This is a genomic window from Janthinobacterium lividum (genome assembly GCF_034424625.1).
Classification (GTDB): domain Bacteria; phylum Pseudomonadota; class Gammaproteobacteria; order Burkholderiales; family Burkholderiaceae_D; genus Janthinobacterium; species Janthinobacterium lividum.
Genome location: NZ_CP139976.1, coordinates 3,468,285 through 3,480,682, shown reverse-complemented (window position 1 = coordinate 3,480,682; position 12,398 = coordinate 3,468,285). Strand labels below are relative to the sequence as shown.

The following is a 12,398-nucleotide window of genomic DNA, read 5'->3' as shown; positions in this document are numbered from 1 at the left end:
CAAAGTAGCCGATGACCTTCCTGCCCCGCTTGACCCTGCTGGTAGTAACGCTTGCCAGCGCTTCCCTGCATGCCGAACCGATGTTTTTCACGCCCTGTTCCGATACGGCCGCTCCCGGCAGCCTGTGCTCGGGCTTGAACGTGCCTGGCAGCTACGATACCCAGGGCCGCGGCATCGGTGATCCGGACGCCATGCACGTTTTCGTGCGCAAGTTTTCGGCCGATGTGCCTGTCGGCAAGCCCGCCAAGGGCACCCTGTGGCTGGTGGCGGGCGGTCCCGGCGAATCGGGCGCTTCGTTCTACAACTTGCTGCCCACCTTGCGCCGCAGCTTTCCCGGCTTTGAATTCCTCATCCCCGACCACCGCGGCACGGGCAATTCTTCTCGCCTGTGCAAGGTGGAAGAGTCGGAACAGAGTCCCGGCGGCCGCGCCCTGGCTGGCGCCGAATGGGGCAGCTGCTTTGCCGGCCTCAACCTTGTACCGGAATACGCGGGCCAGTTTTCCATCACGATGGCGGCACGCGACTTGCAAGCCCTGATCGAAGGCGAACGCAAGGCCAAGGGCAAACAGCCGCCCGTGTATGTATACAGTGTGTCGTACGGCACGCAGCTGGTCTTGCGCGCCTTGCAACTGGGGCCGCTGCCCGTCAAGGGCGTCATATTCGACTCGCTGGTGCCGCCGCAAACGGATGCGCGCTGGGACTTGAGCCAGCGTTCGCACGTGGTCAACACGGTCGGCATGCAGGTGTTGGCCCGCTGCGACGCGGACCCGGCTTGCCATGCGGCGATTGCCGAACCGGCCGCAACCCTGTACCGGCGCGTGCTGGACAAGACGCAAGCCGATCCCGCCCTGCTGGTGAAGATTCCTGGCAAGAACCTGAAAAATTTCCTGGGCGGCATGCTCGACGTGCCGGCCGCCCGCGCCCGCATCCCGTATCTGTTGCGCGAGCTGGACCAGGGCAAGGATGGGGAACTGGCGTCCGTGCGCGCCACGTTGACGCAGGCGGCGGCCAGCCTGGGCAGCTATCCCCAGTCGCCGCTGTCGATTCCGCTGGTCAGCATCATCAGCAATTCGGAAAACACTCTGCAGCCATCGTTGCGCCCCGGCTGGGCCGCCACCGACATCGACCGCGACGAGGCGGACTTGCTGTTTACCAGTCCCCTGCCCCGCATCCTGCTGGGCGGCGGCTTGCCCACCTACCCGCGCGATGCCTTTTTCGGCACCTTGCCGGCGAAAATGCCGCCAACTCTGGTTCTGCAGGGAACCCTGGACCCGAAAACGCCGTACGCGGGCGCGCAGGCGCAGGTACAGGCTTTGACGCAGAGCAAGGCCGGCAAGGTGGCCCTGTCCACCGTGCAGAACGCCCCGCATTTCCTGTTGTGGACGGCGCCCGCCTGCTTTGCACAGGCCAGTACCCGCTTTATCGCCGGCAAGCAGGCGCAGGATTGCACGCTGCAGTTCCCCCCAACTATATAAGAGGACGATATGCGCATCACAGGCCTGGCATTGCTGCTGTTATCTTGTTACTGCGTGGCGCAAGCGGCGCCGCCCGTCTCGCCGTCCATCTGCGCCTCGCCCGCACAGTCCGTCCGCGAGCAAGGCTATGTGCCCATCAATGGCATCGAGCAATGGATCACGATCACGGGCGCCGCCTGCGGCAATCCCGTGATCCTGTTCATCCACGGCGGCCCCGGCAATGCGCTGAGTCCCTACGCGGATGCCATCTATGCCGGCTGGGAACGCCACTACACCCTGGTGCAGTGGGACCAGCGCGGCGCCGGCATGACGTATGCGAAACAGCAGCCCACTGAAGATGTGCGCTTGACGGTGGAACAGATGCGCGACGACGGCATCGCCGTGGCCCGCTATATCGAACAGCATCTGGGCCAGCGGAAAGTCATTTTGATGGGCAGTTCCTGGGGCTCGATCCTGGGCGTGCACATGGCCAAGGCGCAGCCAGAACTGTTCCACGCGTATATCGGCACGGCGCAAGTGGTCAATGCGCGCGACAACGAGAGCGGCATGTACCGGGAAGTGCTTGCGCTGGCGCAAGCGGCCGGCGATACCGCCACGGTGGACAAGCTGGCGGCGCTCGGTGCGCCGCCATGGACCGATCCGCGCAACTTCGGCATCCTGCGCCGCTTCGACCGCAAATATGAGGGATTGGCAACGGATGCGCCGCCCAAGCACTGGTGGCAGCCGGCGCCGTTCTATGCCACGCCGCAAGCGCTGGCCGATGCCGAGGGGGCCGATGACTACTCGTACATCCAGTTCATCGGCATGCAAGGGGACGGCATGTTCGCCAAGGTCGACCTGCCCGCGCTGGGCACGCGCTTTGACTTGCCCGTGTTTTTCATCATGGGCGAAGCGGATCTGCTGACCTCGCCCGCCATCGCGCGCACCTACTTCGACAGCATCACGGCACCGGCCAAGGATTTTACCGTGGTGAAGCGCGCCGGACACGACCCCAACCAGGCCGTGCACGACGCCCAATGGACGGTCTTGCGCGACAAGGTGGCGCCGCAGCTGGTGCGCTGAACTATCAAATCGCGCAGACCGCGCGGCGCGCCCGCAGATGCAGGTGGCGGATGGTGGCGGCTGCCAGCATCAAAATGGCGGACGCCGTTGCCAGCACGACAATAAACGCCTTGTCAAAGGCCGAGCGGGCCAGTTCCGACACTTGCAAGCCCAGTTCGGCCGGCAATTGCTCGGCGGCCAGCAGCGCCGCATCGAGGGTGTCATGGGCATTCGGCAACAGGCCCGCGCTTTCCGGGATCACCAGCGTGGCGCTGTAGACGGCCGACAAGATGGTGCCCAGCACGGTCACGCCGATCACGGCACCCAGCTCATACGACACTTCCTCGATCGAGGCGGCCATGCCGGCTTGCTGTGGCGCCACGTTCAGCATCACGGCGCTGGACGCGGCCGTCATGACGGCGCCCAAGCCCAGACCCAGGATCACCAGGCTGGCCACTTGGGCCGAAACGGCGGCGTCATGCAGCACCAGATACGATGCCATGCCGATACCGGACAGCAGCAGCGAACCCCACAGTACCTTGGCTTTGTCGGCGCGTGGCAGCATGAAACCCGTCAATGGCCCGGCAAACACGGACGCCAGCGGCAGCGGCAACAGCAGCAAGCCCGCTTCCAGCGGCGACAATTCACGTACCAGCTGCATGTGCTGGCTCAGCGCCAGTTCCATGCCGATCAGGGCGGCCGAGGCCACCATGGCGGCGGCCACGGCGCTGGAAAACGGCAGTTCGCGGAACAGGGCAAAGTCGATCAGCGGCTTGGCCTGGCGCTTCTGGCGGCGCACGAACTTCAGCATGAAGAAGGCGCCCACGGCAAACGAGGCGGCGGCCAGCGCATACGACGGCTGCGATTTGCCCAGCTCCTTGATCGCATATACGCCACCAAGCAGGCCCATCATGATTTGCAGCGAGCCCTTCAGATCCCACGGCTTGTCGCGGTTACCGGCCCGTTTCGGCAGCACGACGGCGGCCAGCACCAGGGTCAGCAGGACGATGGGCACGTTGATCAGGAAGACGGAACCCCACCAGTAATGTTCCATCAGGAAACCACCGAGCACGGGGCCAAACGCGGCGCCGCCGGAAGCGATGGCCGCCCACACGCCGATGGCGAACGAGCGCTCGCGGTTGTCCGTAAAGGTCAGGCGGATGATGGACAAGGTGGCCGGCATCATCAAGGCGGCACCGATGGCAAGCAGCACACGGGCAAAGATCAGCCATTCCGGCGCGGGCGAAAATGCGGCGCACAGTGAGGCGATGCCGAACACGGCCAGGCCGGCAAGGAAAACGGGTTTGTGGCTCAAGCGGTCACCGAGGGTGCCGAGGCCGGGCAGCAGACCGGAGACGACCAGCGCGTACACGTTGATGATCCACAGTTTTTGCGAAGAGGATGCCTGCAAGTCGCGCGTCAGCGCGGGCAAGGCGGTGTAGAGCACGGTCATGTCGACCACGATCAGGAACAGGGCGCTGGAGACGATGGCCAGCGTCAGCCATTTTTTCATTGGATGCATAAACAACTCATGGATTTTAGTATAACTTTTAACAACTATCGGTTTGGATGAATTTGGTGCTGCGCAAATATTTACGTTCCAGGCTGCCACGGGCCTGGGCTTGGCGGGGGCGGCGGGCGTCAGCCACGGTCGCCATCCTTGTCATCCACGGCGGCGGTTACCGCTGGCACGTCGAGTTCGCGCAGCATGACGACGGACACTTGCTTGAAGCCGCGTCCCTTGAAGAAGGTTTGCGCCGTCAGGTTGTGCGCGCCGCATTCGAGGAACAAACGGGCGATGCCGTGGCTGCGCAATTCGCCTGCTACCCACTCCACCAGCTGGCTGCCGATGCCGCTGCCGCGCACGGAGGGCAGCAAGACCAGGTCGTCCAGCGCGGCGAACGATTTCGAGGCGCGCTGGCGCGTATCGATGGAGACCAAGGCCATGCCGACGATGGCGTCACCGTCGGTGGCGACAGCCAGCAGGGTCGAATCGCCATGCGCCCAGTCATGCGACAGGGCGGCGCGGATTTCGCCGCGTATGACCTCAGGCAAGTCCGCGCGCCAGTTGCCGGGCGCATCGGCGCGCTCGCCCTGCAGCTCCGAATGGGAGATATAGTCGGCGCTGACGTTATCAAGGTAGAGCTGGCACAGCGCATCTTCGGCGGTGGCGTCGTGACACCAGCTGAAGCTGATGGCGGTTGAATTGGCTTGGGCGTTTTTCATGGCGGATCTCGTGTTGTTGAAAATGTAAATGCATTTTATGTCGCCCCTGAATGGCATTCAAGTTAAAATCCATCTGTAAAACAGATAGGTGGATGCCATGCAATGGACTTTGGAACAAATGCGCTACTTCGAGGCGGCCGTCGCGGCCGGCTCTTTCTCGGGCGCGGCACGCCGGCTGGGCCGCGCGCAATCGGTGGTCAGCACCTCGATCGGCTTGCTGGAAGCGGAATTCGGCGTGGAACTGTTCGACCGTTCGCGCCGCAGCGCCGTGCTGACGGAAGCGGGCAAGGTGATGCACCTGGAAGCGTGCGAATTGCTGCGCCAGGCCGAGCGATTGCAACTGCGCGCGCAGCTCTTGAGCGAGGCGCCCGAAGCGCAGCTGACCCTGGCCCTGGACGAAGCCCTGCCCTACCTGGCCATCGGCACCCTGGTGAAAGAATTGGCGGCGCGCTACCCGGCGCTGGAACTGGTGATGCTCAACGCCACGGCGTCGGAGGTGGCGCAATACGTGGAACAGCAGCAAGCCGATGTGGCTTTTCACTTCGACCGCGGCCCCATCTCTCCCGTGCTGGAACAGCAGCACATCGGCAGCGTGGCGCAAGGCGTGTTCGTGGCCAAAGGCCATCCGATGGCGCACGGCCAGGAAGTGAGCCGCAACGAGCTGACCCGCTACCGCCAGCTGATCATGGATTCCGAGCTGAACCGCGAACACGCCTTCAGCCCCGCCGTCTGGTTCTCCGACAGTTTCTACAGCATCGCGGAAATGGTCGCGGACGAGCTGGGCTGGGCGATTCTGCCTCTGAACATCGCCAACTACGACAATTACAAAGGGTATTTGCAGGAAGTGCCCTGCCCTGCGCTGGCTTTATCCAGGCTGCCGGTGCGGCGGCTGTCGATCCACGGCAAGAAGCTCAGCGAGACGAGTTTGTGGCTGACGACGAGGCTGGCGGAGTTGTTGGCGGATGGGCCGCGGGGCTAAGGCGTACTGCGGTCGTCCTGGCCATTAAATGAAGGAAAAGCTGGCGCGGGCATTTCGATGGCATGAGAATATAGCCAAAAGATGAAATAAAGGGAACAGCATGGATTTCAATTGGCACGGCGGCGTCCTTAACCGGCACACGGTCGTCGACGCCCACTATAAAAACACGCAAAACGTCCGGCGCTTCCTGTTGGACCAGTGCGGTCCCGAATTCAAGCTTGACCGTGATTTCATGGCCTGGATAGGCGATGGCGCCGCCAAAACCATGGGTGATGTCGCGGATGAATGGATGCGTCGGCATCATCCAGCCGGTGATGCGCAAATAAACAAATATTGATAAGTACTGAAAGTTTTACATGATGCACTCAACCGTCCTCAACAACTGGTTCAGCATGGCAAAAGACGATGCCGTGGAAATCGATCCCGACGACATCAATCACGAAGCCAGGACCAATATGTGGAGCTTTTCGCCCACGGACGAGGAAACGCCGCAGATTCATGCGGCCGATATCGTTGCATTCATCGGAGAATTGATCGCGGCACGCAGCAGCGCGCTCGTTGGCGAGGAGATGCTGTTCTATTGCTGGCACGATGCGCAATGCCGCCAGTTGCGCTTCAGCCTGGTGTCGCGCTCGCATGGCAGGCTGCCGTTTCGCTGCGAGCTGCGTGAAACGCAGGATCTGGCGCTGATCGCCGACCGGGTGGTGAACGGGGACTGGCGCAACGAGGATTTCATGCAGGCCCCGTCGGAGGAAGGCGATGCGCAGGAGCAAGCACCGTTCATCTTGCCCGTGTTTGTGGCGCCGGTGCCATAGGAATCAGCACGCCAGAAAGCGCGCGGGCCGGCAAGCTTCCAGGGCCGACGCGGGCTGTCCATCGACGATTTCCCCGCTGGCAAGCTGGCCCACGATGGCCGCCAGCACCACGCCAGGATGCATGGCGCACACGTATGCTCCTTCCACCTGCGACAGGTAACCGATGATGGGCACGCCATCGACGGGCATGGGGCGCAGGCCGACGCAGGCGAATTCTTGGGCGATGGAATCGGCGCCCGCAAGTTCACTCCTGATCGCGCTGGCCGTGCGCTGCGCCATGGCGGCGGGCTGGTTTTCCGCCGCCTCGTCCACATAGTCTTCCGCTGCCAGCATGGTCCCGTCCTCGGCTTGCCGCACTTCCATTGCATGGCTGGAGATGATGCCGCGCACGAGGCCGGGCGGCGCCGTGTAGCGCAGGAAGATGGCGGGCGAGGCGTGGATCGGCAGGCTGGCGCCCAGTTGCGCGGCCAGTTGGGCTGTGCCCGTGCCTGCTGCCAGCACGAGCTCGTCCGCCTCGATGACGCCCGCAGCCGTTTCCACGCCTGTCACCTTCGCGTCCCGGACCACAAAGCCCAGCACGGGCGTGTGCGTGCAGACCGTCGCGCCGAGCGCCCGGGCCGCTGCCAGCAAGGCGTGCGTGGCGGCAACGGCGTCGAGCGCGCCCTGCTCCGGTTCGTGGACGGCCTGTTCCGGCGGCTGCCGCAAATGAGGTTCAAGCCGGGCGATGCGCGAGCGGTCGATCAAGATGGATTCGGGCGACACGCGCCCATCCTGCGTGCCATACGACAAGGCGCCGTGCCAGCGCACTTTCAAGCCCGGCACCTGCGTTTCCAGCTGGCGCCAGGCGGCGATGGCGCCGCCGCGCAGGGCCGCGATGGGGTCCGGTCCGGCGCAGGACGTGTTAATCCACGCAAACGAGGTGCCCGTCACGCCGGACGCGATGCCGCCCGCCTCGAGCACGGTGACTTGTGCGCCCTTGCTGGCCAGGTGATACGCGAGCGACGCGCCGACGATGCCGGCGCCGATGACGACGACGCGTTTTGGGGTTGTGTGATTCATATCTGGCAATTTTGTTTTATAGCAGGACAGAGTCTACCCCAGCCGCCCGCAACTCCAGCGTATAGGCATGGCCATCGACAACATTGCCTTCCACGATGGCGATATCGGGCACGGCCATTCCCTGCACGAAACCGCAGCGTTCCAGCACGCGGATCGATGCTGCATTGCCGTCGATGGCGTAGGCAGACAGGCTGGCCAGCCGCCACTCGTCTTGCGCCAGGGCGATCAGGTGGTGCAGCGCTGCCGTGGCCAGGCCCTTGCCCGCTTGCTGCTGCCCGATGCGGTAGCCGACTTCGGCTACGCCTTGTTCCCGGTCAATGTCCTTGAGGTTGGCGCGTCCGATCAATTTTCCCTGCTCGCCGACGATGACGCACGGGTGCATGCGGCCCTGTGCGTGCTCATCCAGGAATTGCGCGACGTGGGCATGGATGCCGTCAACGCTGTAAAAAGTGTCCGGGCGCCGGTCGATATGGCGCTCGAACCAGGCCCGGTTGGCTTGCTCGAATGCCAGTAACGGGGCGGCGTCGTCCGGACGCAGGGTGCGTATGATAAATGTGCTCATGGATACTCCGGGAAAGGCATGAGTCTAGTGACGCGCCACCCGGGCCGTCAATCTTGATTCCATCAATCAATATAAAGTGACAAACGCTACAATGGCCGCCATGAACAACGATCTGTCCGCTCTTGACGCTGCGCGCCTGCTGGGCGTCAGCCTGCCCACCCTGTATTCCTATGTGAGCCGTGGCTTGCTCGCTTCCGTCAGCAATGGAACGTCGCGCCGCAAGCGCTATCCGCAGGAAGACGTGCTGCGCCTCGTGGCGCGCAAGAATGACGCCAAGCGCGGCGGCCAGACTGCCGTGGCTGCCATGCACTGGGGCTTGCCCGTGTTGGAGACGCGGATTTCCCACATCCTCGATGGCCGATTGCTGTACCGGGGCTGCGATGCGACAGCGCTGGCCCGGCACGCGACCCTGGAAGCGGCCGCAGGGCTGCTGTGGGACGATGGCGCAAGCGATTATTTCCGGCAAGACGCGCCTGCCCTGCCGCATAGGTTGGCCAGCGCGCCGGATACCACGCCGCTGGCGCGCGCCATGCTTGCCATGGCCATGCTGGGGGCCAAGCCCGCCCCAGCGGCCATGTTGCAATATGGCCCCGAACTGATGCGCATCCTGGCCGCCGCCCTGCTGCAGACGCCGCCGTCCGCCTTGCCGCTGCACCTACAGTTGGCCAATGCGTGGAACGCCGACGCGGAGCAGGCTGAATTGCTGCGCGCCGCGCTCGTGCTGCTGGCCGACCATGAATTGAATGCATCGACCTTTGCCGTGCGCTGCGTCGCTTCGACGGGCGCCAGCCTGCCGGCGGCATTGGGCGCGGGATTGGCGGCCTTGTCCGGTGACAAGCACGGCGGTGGCAGTGCGGCCGCAAGGCGCATGTTGACGCAGGCGCTTGCCGCGCCAGACGCCAGGGATGCAAGGGCCGCCATCGGCAAATACTACGCGGCCATCGCGCCGGAATTCGCCGGCTTTGGCCACCCGCTGTATCCGCACGGCGACCCGCGCGCCGCGTATTTGCTGGAGCGCTTGTCGGCGCTGTCGCACGCGCATCCGCAACTGCGCGCCATCCTGGCCGTGTGCGCCACGGCAGGCGAGCTGCTCGATACCAAGCCGAACGCCGACCTGGCGCTGGCCGCGATGGAGCTGGCTTTCGGCTGGCCAGAAGGCGCGGGCATGAGCGTGTTTGCGCTGGCCCGTTCGGCCGGCTGGATCGCGCATGCCGCTGAGCAAGCCGCCAGCGCAGCCCTGATACGGCCGCGAGCCCGGTATGTGGGGCGCCATCATCGCGATTAGAAACCAAAGTTCAGAATGCGTTGTGAATTGCCTCTCAGGTCAGCATGTGACATTATCGGTTTAGTAATTTTCCACTATAGGTAACGCTGGTTTGCCTATCCAGGATTTTTAAAATCACGACTTGAGAAAGTGCCATGCGCAGAAAATTAGTCATATCGCTGATTGCATTACCGTTGTTCGGCTGTGTGAAGCCCGAACCGCAAAATCTGACCGACTGGACGCAACTTGCTTTGGTTGGCAAGACGTTGACATTGATCGACCCGGATCTGCAGCAAATTTTCTCGTTCGACAAGGACGCAATAGTACGCGCGACTTTTGGCCGCAAAGGCGGTCCCGTCTCGGGTCCGATTCTGTACTGGCGGATCACAGACAACATGCTGGTCATTTCGATTTTTCCGGATTCGAACGTTGTAGACACGTTTAGTCACCCCGTAATACAGGGTGCTAATATTATCGCGACCCGTCAGTCAGGGGCAAAGGCAGTCTTCATCCTGGCGAATTCCCCGTAGACCGCCAGTCGATATTTGCCTCCCGCTGGTACTTGAGAATCGATGCTTGCTTTATTACGCATACGTAGTAGTATACTCCGCATGCGTACCAATACTGACCTCCCCGATACAACCGCCGCCTGCCCGCTGGGCGAGCGTTCGCCGCGCCTGTTCAATCTGCTTAACCTGGCGCGCCAGAACCTGTTTCGCTCGGCCGATGCCGTCTTCAGCAGCGAACTTGGATTTTCCGGCACGCAAGTCGTCGCCTTGTTTGCCCTGAAGGGCGAGGAAGGCTGCCAATTGAAGGATCTGGGGCGGGCGCTGCAACTGAAAAACTCGGCCGTCACGGGCCTGGTGGCGCGCATGGAAGAAAACGGCCTCATCGTGCGCGGCCAGTCGGCGCTCGACGCGCGCGCCGGCACCCTGCACATGTCGCCCAGGGGCGGCGAGGTGCTGGCTGCCGCTCTGCCCCTGCTCGACAGCCTGAATGAACAACTGAAGCAAGGTTTCAGCGAAGAAGAACTGGCCGTCGTGGCCCGCTTCCTGCTGCACGCCTCGCGCCTGCGTTTTGCGCAGGATGTCTGACCCATCCCACATCACCACCACAGGAGTTACCATGCACCCCAACGACATGACCGGCTTGCAACTGATGCAGGCTTTCGCGCAAGGCCTGTTCCCCCGGCCCGGCATTTCCAAGACCATGCCCATGGATGCGCAGACGGTCGAGCATGGCCGTGTCATCTTCACGGCGACGGCAAATGAAACGCACACCAATCCCATGGGCGGCGTGCACGGCGGTTTTGCCGCCACCGTGCTCGACACGGTCACGGGCTGCGCCACGCACACGGTCTTGCCGGCCGGCGAAAGCTACGGCACGACGGACCTCAACATCAAGATGTGCCGCCCCCTGCCCTTCAACGTGACGGTCTACGCTGAAGGCAAGGTCATCAATGCGGGACGCAACCTGGTCATTTCCGAGGGCACGATCCGCGACGAAGCCGGTAAAGTGTACGCGCACGCGACAGCCACCTGCATGATCATCCGCCCCCGGGAACAAGCGGCCGCATGATACGGCCCGGCAGCATCGCGGAAGCCTGGCACGTGCTGCAGGCGATACCCGAATTCGACCAGCGGCGCAGCCTGGCCCAGCTGCAGGAGCGGCTGCCCGCCAGCGCGCTGGTGCTCATCGCGGAAGCGGACGGCCAGCCCGTCGGCTGCAAGCTGGGATATGCCGCCGAGGATGGTTCCTTGTATAGCTGGCTCGGCGGCGTGCTGCCTGCGCACCGCAAGACGGGACTGGCGCAGATGCTGCTGGAAGCCCAGGAAGCCTGGGCCAGCGCACACGGCTTTGCGGCCGTCACGGTGAAATCGATGAACCGCTATCCCGCCATGCTGCGCTTGCTGATCCGCAATGGATACCAGGTACGGCTGGTGGAGCACTTTGGTGATCCTGCCAGGGAGCGCATTCATTTCATCAGGCTGCTGTCCAGGAACGCCTCGTAAAATCACTTTCCTGTTTTTTGCTTTTCAAAAAATCAACAATGCCATACATGGCAAACATATTCGGAGAGACTGGCGAACTGCGTTGAAATGCTGTCCTGAAGACTTAGGCTGAGTTCGGCCAAAAGCAGAAAAAACAAGGCATATGCGTCACCCACCAACAGCGACACTCGGCCATTTACAGACGAAGATAAAGCGCGAATCTACATCATATGAACGAACATACAAATTCTGAAGTTCACATAACACTTACTGCTGATGAGGCCCTTGTTTTATTTGAGTTTTTGAGGCGCTACTCTGATTCAGGCCAATTGAACATAATAGACCAAGCAGAACAAAGGGCGCTCTGGAATTTGTGCTGTATTTTTGAGAAGAAATCAGTAGCTCCATTTAATATGGAATATGGTCAAGCGTTGTCAGAAGCTCGGGCGCAATTGCGTGACGAGCAATAATTTCGGATGGTCGCCACCGACCGCAACCGGCCAGAAGCGGCCCCGATGTGGGCACCGAGCAATCACTGAAACTGAATGCAAATGTTGAATAAGAAACTTTTTGATGCTATCGCATCTGCGGTGGACTTGGATGACCCTGCAGAGCAATTTTTAGCTCAGCAATTCATGATTGAGGCGATAGGAAGCGTGACTTCACAATTGCCTGAGGCTGCTAAGTCAGCCGCAGCTGTGGCGAGTCGATTCATCACCGGCGCGGCGACGGCTGAGGAAGTCATTGCGGAGCGAGTGCGCCTCTGGCGAGCAATCGAAGGGCGCGATCAATCGGACGAGCCAGACGTTTTGAAAATAAGAACTGCCATCTGCGTGTTGCATCCTATGGATATGGACGCTTCTGCCGGAACATTGGAGTATTTTTTTGCGTTTTGGCAGCAAGGAGGCTTGCCGCAGGCTGAGCTTAAGGCCGCCGTTCAGAACAAGTATGGCATTTGAGGCGGCTTCAGCCGGCCAGGAGCGGAC

General features: G+C 62.2%; 16 protein-coding genes. 12 read left to right on the top strand and 4 right to left on the bottom strand.

Features of this window, described 5'->3' with window-relative positions; all coding sequences use genetic code 11:
* The first annotated feature begins 11 nt into the window (after positions 1 to 11).
* Both U0004_RS15680 and U0004_RS15675 read left to right on the top strand, forming a co-directional pair.
* Positions 12 to 1,475 (top strand): alpha/beta fold hydrolase, encoded by a 1,464-nt coding sequence (locus tag U0004_RS15680; protein WP_081345504.1) that lies wholly within the window; start codon positions 12 to 14, stop codon positions 1,473 to 1,475.
* A gap of 9 nt (positions 1,476 to 1,484) precedes the next feature.
* Positions 1,485 to 2,537: an alpha/beta hydrolase gene (locus U0004_RS15675; protein ID WP_081345503.1), complete on the top strand. Its 1,053-nt coding sequence runs from the start codon at positions 1,485 to 1,487 to the stop codon at positions 2,535 to 2,537.
* 4 nt (positions 2,538 to 2,541) lie between these two features.
* On the opposite strand, the gene U0004_RS15670 is transcribed toward U0004_RS15675, so the two are convergent.
* Together U0004_RS15670 and U0004_RS15665 are read right to left on the bottom strand one after the other, a co-directional pair.
* Positions 2,542 to 4,029: an MFS transporter gene (locus U0004_RS15670; protein WP_269462264.1), complete on the bottom strand. Its 1,488-nt coding sequence runs from the start codon at positions 4,027 to 4,029 to the stop codon at positions 2,542 to 2,544.
* A gap of 128 nt (positions 4,030 to 4,157) precedes the next feature.
* Complete coding sequence (locus U0004_RS15665; RefSeq protein WP_070254441.1) at positions 4,158 to 4,742, bottom strand: GNAT family N-acetyltransferase; 585 nt, start codon at positions 4,740 to 4,742, stop codon at positions 4,158 to 4,160.
* Between the two features lie 97 nt (positions 4,743 to 4,839).
* On the opposite strand from U0004_RS15665, the gene U0004_RS15660 reads away from it, so the two are divergent.
* The 3 genes from U0004_RS15660 (at position 4,840) to U0004_RS15650 (ending at position 6,536) form a co-directional block, all read left to right on the top strand.
* Positions 4,840 to 5,721 carry a LysR family transcriptional regulator gene (locus U0004_RS15660; RefSeq protein WP_070254474.1) on the top strand — a complete coding sequence of 294 codons (882 nt, stop codon included), beginning with the start codon at positions 4,840 to 4,842 and terminating at the stop codon, positions 5,719 to 5,721.
* A 100-nt stretch (positions 5,722 to 5,821) separates the two neighbouring features.
* Complete coding sequence (locus U0004_RS15655; RefSeq protein ID WP_070254440.1) at positions 5,822 to 6,058, top strand: DUF6434 domain-containing protein; 237 nt, start codon at positions 5,822 to 5,824, stop codon at positions 6,056 to 6,058.
* Between the two features lie 19 nt (positions 6,059 to 6,077).
* The gene (locus tag U0004_RS15650) at positions 6,078 to 6,536 is read left to right on the top strand and encodes a hypothetical protein (protein WP_115057492.1); all 459 of its coding nucleotides are present in this window, start codon (positions 6,078 to 6,080) and stop codon (positions 6,534 to 6,536) included.
* Positions 6,537 to 6,539: 3 nt separating this feature from the next.
* On the opposite strand, the gene U0004_RS15645 is transcribed toward U0004_RS15650, so the two are convergent.
* Complete coding sequence (locus tag U0004_RS15645) at positions 6,540 to 7,595, bottom strand: NAD(P)/FAD-dependent oxidoreductase (protein WP_070254439.1); 1,056 nt, start codon at positions 7,593 to 7,595, stop codon at positions 6,540 to 6,542.
* 16 nt (positions 7,596 to 7,611) lie between these two features.
* On the bottom strand, positions 7,612 to 8,157 hold the full coding sequence (locus U0004_RS15640; protein WP_070254438.1) for a GNAT family N-acetyltransferase: 546 nt from the start codon (positions 8,155 to 8,157) through the stop codon (positions 7,612 to 7,614).
* A gap of 100 nt (positions 8,158 to 8,257) precedes the next feature.
* On the opposite strand from U0004_RS15640, the gene U0004_RS15635 reads away from it, so the two are divergent.
* The 7 genes from U0004_RS15635 to U0004_RS15605 all read left to right on the top strand — a co-directional run bounded on the left by U0004_RS15635 (position 8,258) and on the right by U0004_RS15605 (position 12,371).
* On the top strand, positions 8,258 to 9,442 hold the full coding sequence (locus U0004_RS15635; RefSeq protein ID WP_081345507.1) for a citrate synthase: 1,185 nt from the start codon (positions 8,258 to 8,260) through the stop codon (positions 9,440 to 9,442).
* Positions 9,443 to 9,576: 134 nt separating this feature from the next.
* Entirely contained in the window at positions 9,577 to 9,951 is a 375-nt protein-coding gene (locus U0004_RS15630; protein ID WP_070254436.1) for a hypothetical protein, read from the top strand.
* A gap of 81 nt (positions 9,952 to 10,032) precedes the next feature.
* On the top strand, positions 10,033 to 10,515 hold the full coding sequence (locus U0004_RS15625) for a MarR family winged helix-turn-helix transcriptional regulator (protein WP_052140589.1): 483 nt from the start codon (positions 10,033 to 10,035) through the stop codon (positions 10,513 to 10,515).
* A gap of 31 nt (positions 10,516 to 10,546) precedes the next feature.
* Positions 10,547 to 10,999 carry a PaaI family thioesterase gene (locus U0004_RS15620; protein ID WP_034787481.1) on the top strand — a complete coding sequence of 151 codons (453 nt, stop codon included), beginning with the start codon at positions 10,547 to 10,549 and terminating at the stop codon, positions 10,997 to 10,999.
* A complete protein-coding gene (locus U0004_RS15615; RefSeq protein WP_070254435.1) occupies positions 10,996 to 11,433 on the top strand; it encodes a GNAT family N-acetyltransferase in 438 nt (145 codons plus the stop codon). Before U0004_RS15620 ends, U0004_RS15615 begins: the two co-directional genes overlap by 4 nt.
* 209 nt (positions 11,434 to 11,642) lie before the next feature.
* The gene (locus U0004_RS15610; protein WP_071653635.1) at positions 11,643 to 11,882 is read left to right on the top strand and encodes a hypothetical protein; all 240 of its coding nucleotides are present in this window, start codon (positions 11,643 to 11,645) and stop codon (positions 11,880 to 11,882) included.
* A 75-nt stretch (positions 11,883 to 11,957) separates the two neighbouring features.
* Complete coding sequence (locus U0004_RS15605; protein ID WP_070254434.1) at positions 11,958 to 12,371, top strand: hypothetical protein; 414 nt, start codon at positions 11,958 to 11,960, stop codon at positions 12,369 to 12,371.
* Positions 12,372 to 12,398 lie beyond the last annotated feature (27 nt).

What these genes read in the sequence shown, in the direction of transcription:
- U0004_RS15630 (WP_070254436.1), top strand. Translation starts at nt 9,577, where the DNA reads ATGCGCAGAAAATTAGTCATATCGCTGATTGCATTACCGTTGTTCGGC.
- U0004_RS15645 (WP_070254439.1), bottom strand. Translation starts at nt 7,595, where the DNA reads ATGAATCACACAACCCCAAAACGCGTCGTCGTCATCGGCGCCGGCATC.
- U0004_RS15615 (WP_070254435.1), top strand. Translation starts at nt 10,996, where the DNA reads ATGATACGGCCCGGCAGCATCGCGGAAGCCTGGCACGTGCTGCAGGCG.
- U0004_RS15605 (WP_070254434.1), top strand. Translation starts at nt 11,958, where the DNA reads ATGCAAATGTTGAATAAGAAACTTTTTGATGCTATCGCATCTGCGGTG.
- U0004_RS15640 (WP_070254438.1), bottom strand. Translation starts at nt 8,157, where the DNA reads ATGAGCACATTTATCATACGCACCCTGCGTCCGGACGACGCCGCCCCG.
- U0004_RS15680 (WP_081345504.1), top strand. Translation starts at nt 12, where the DNA reads ATGACCTTCCTGCCCCGCTTGACCCTGCTGGTAGTAACGCTTGCCAGC.
- U0004_RS15610 (WP_071653635.1), top strand. Translation starts at nt 11,643, where the DNA reads ATGAACGAACATACAAATTCTGAAGTTCACATAACACTTACTGCTGAT.
- U0004_RS15655 (WP_070254440.1), top strand. Translation starts at nt 5,822, where the DNA reads ATGGATTTCAATTGGCACGGCGGCGTCCTTAACCGGCACACGGTCGTC.
- U0004_RS15670 (WP_269462264.1), bottom strand. Translation starts at nt 4,029, where the DNA reads ATGAAAAAATGGCTGACGCTGGCCATCGTCTCCAGCGCCCTGTTCCTG.
- U0004_RS15650 (WP_115057492.1), top strand. Translation starts at nt 6,078, where the DNA reads ATGATGCACTCAACCGTCCTCAACAACTGGTTCAGCATGGCAAAAGAC.
- U0004_RS15625 (WP_052140589.1), top strand. Translation starts at nt 10,033, where the DNA reads ATGCGTACCAATACTGACCTCCCCGATACAACCGCCGCCTGCCCGCTG.
- U0004_RS15620 (WP_034787481.1), top strand. Translation starts at nt 10,547, where the DNA reads ATGCACCCCAACGACATGACCGGCTTGCAACTGATGCAGGCTTTCGCG.
- U0004_RS15660 (WP_070254474.1), top strand. Translation starts at nt 4,840, where the DNA reads ATGCAATGGACTTTGGAACAAATGCGCTACTTCGAGGCGGCCGTCGCG.
- U0004_RS15635 (WP_081345507.1), top strand. Translation starts at nt 8,258, where the DNA reads ATGAACAACGATCTGTCCGCTCTTGACGCTGCGCGCCTGCTGGGCGTC.
- U0004_RS15675 (WP_081345503.1), top strand. Translation starts at nt 1,485, where the DNA reads ATGCGCATCACAGGCCTGGCATTGCTGCTGTTATCTTGTTACTGCGTG.
- U0004_RS15665 (WP_070254441.1), bottom strand. Translation starts at nt 4,742, where the DNA reads ATGAAAAACGCCCAAGCCAATTCAACCGCCATCAGCTTCAGCTGGTGT.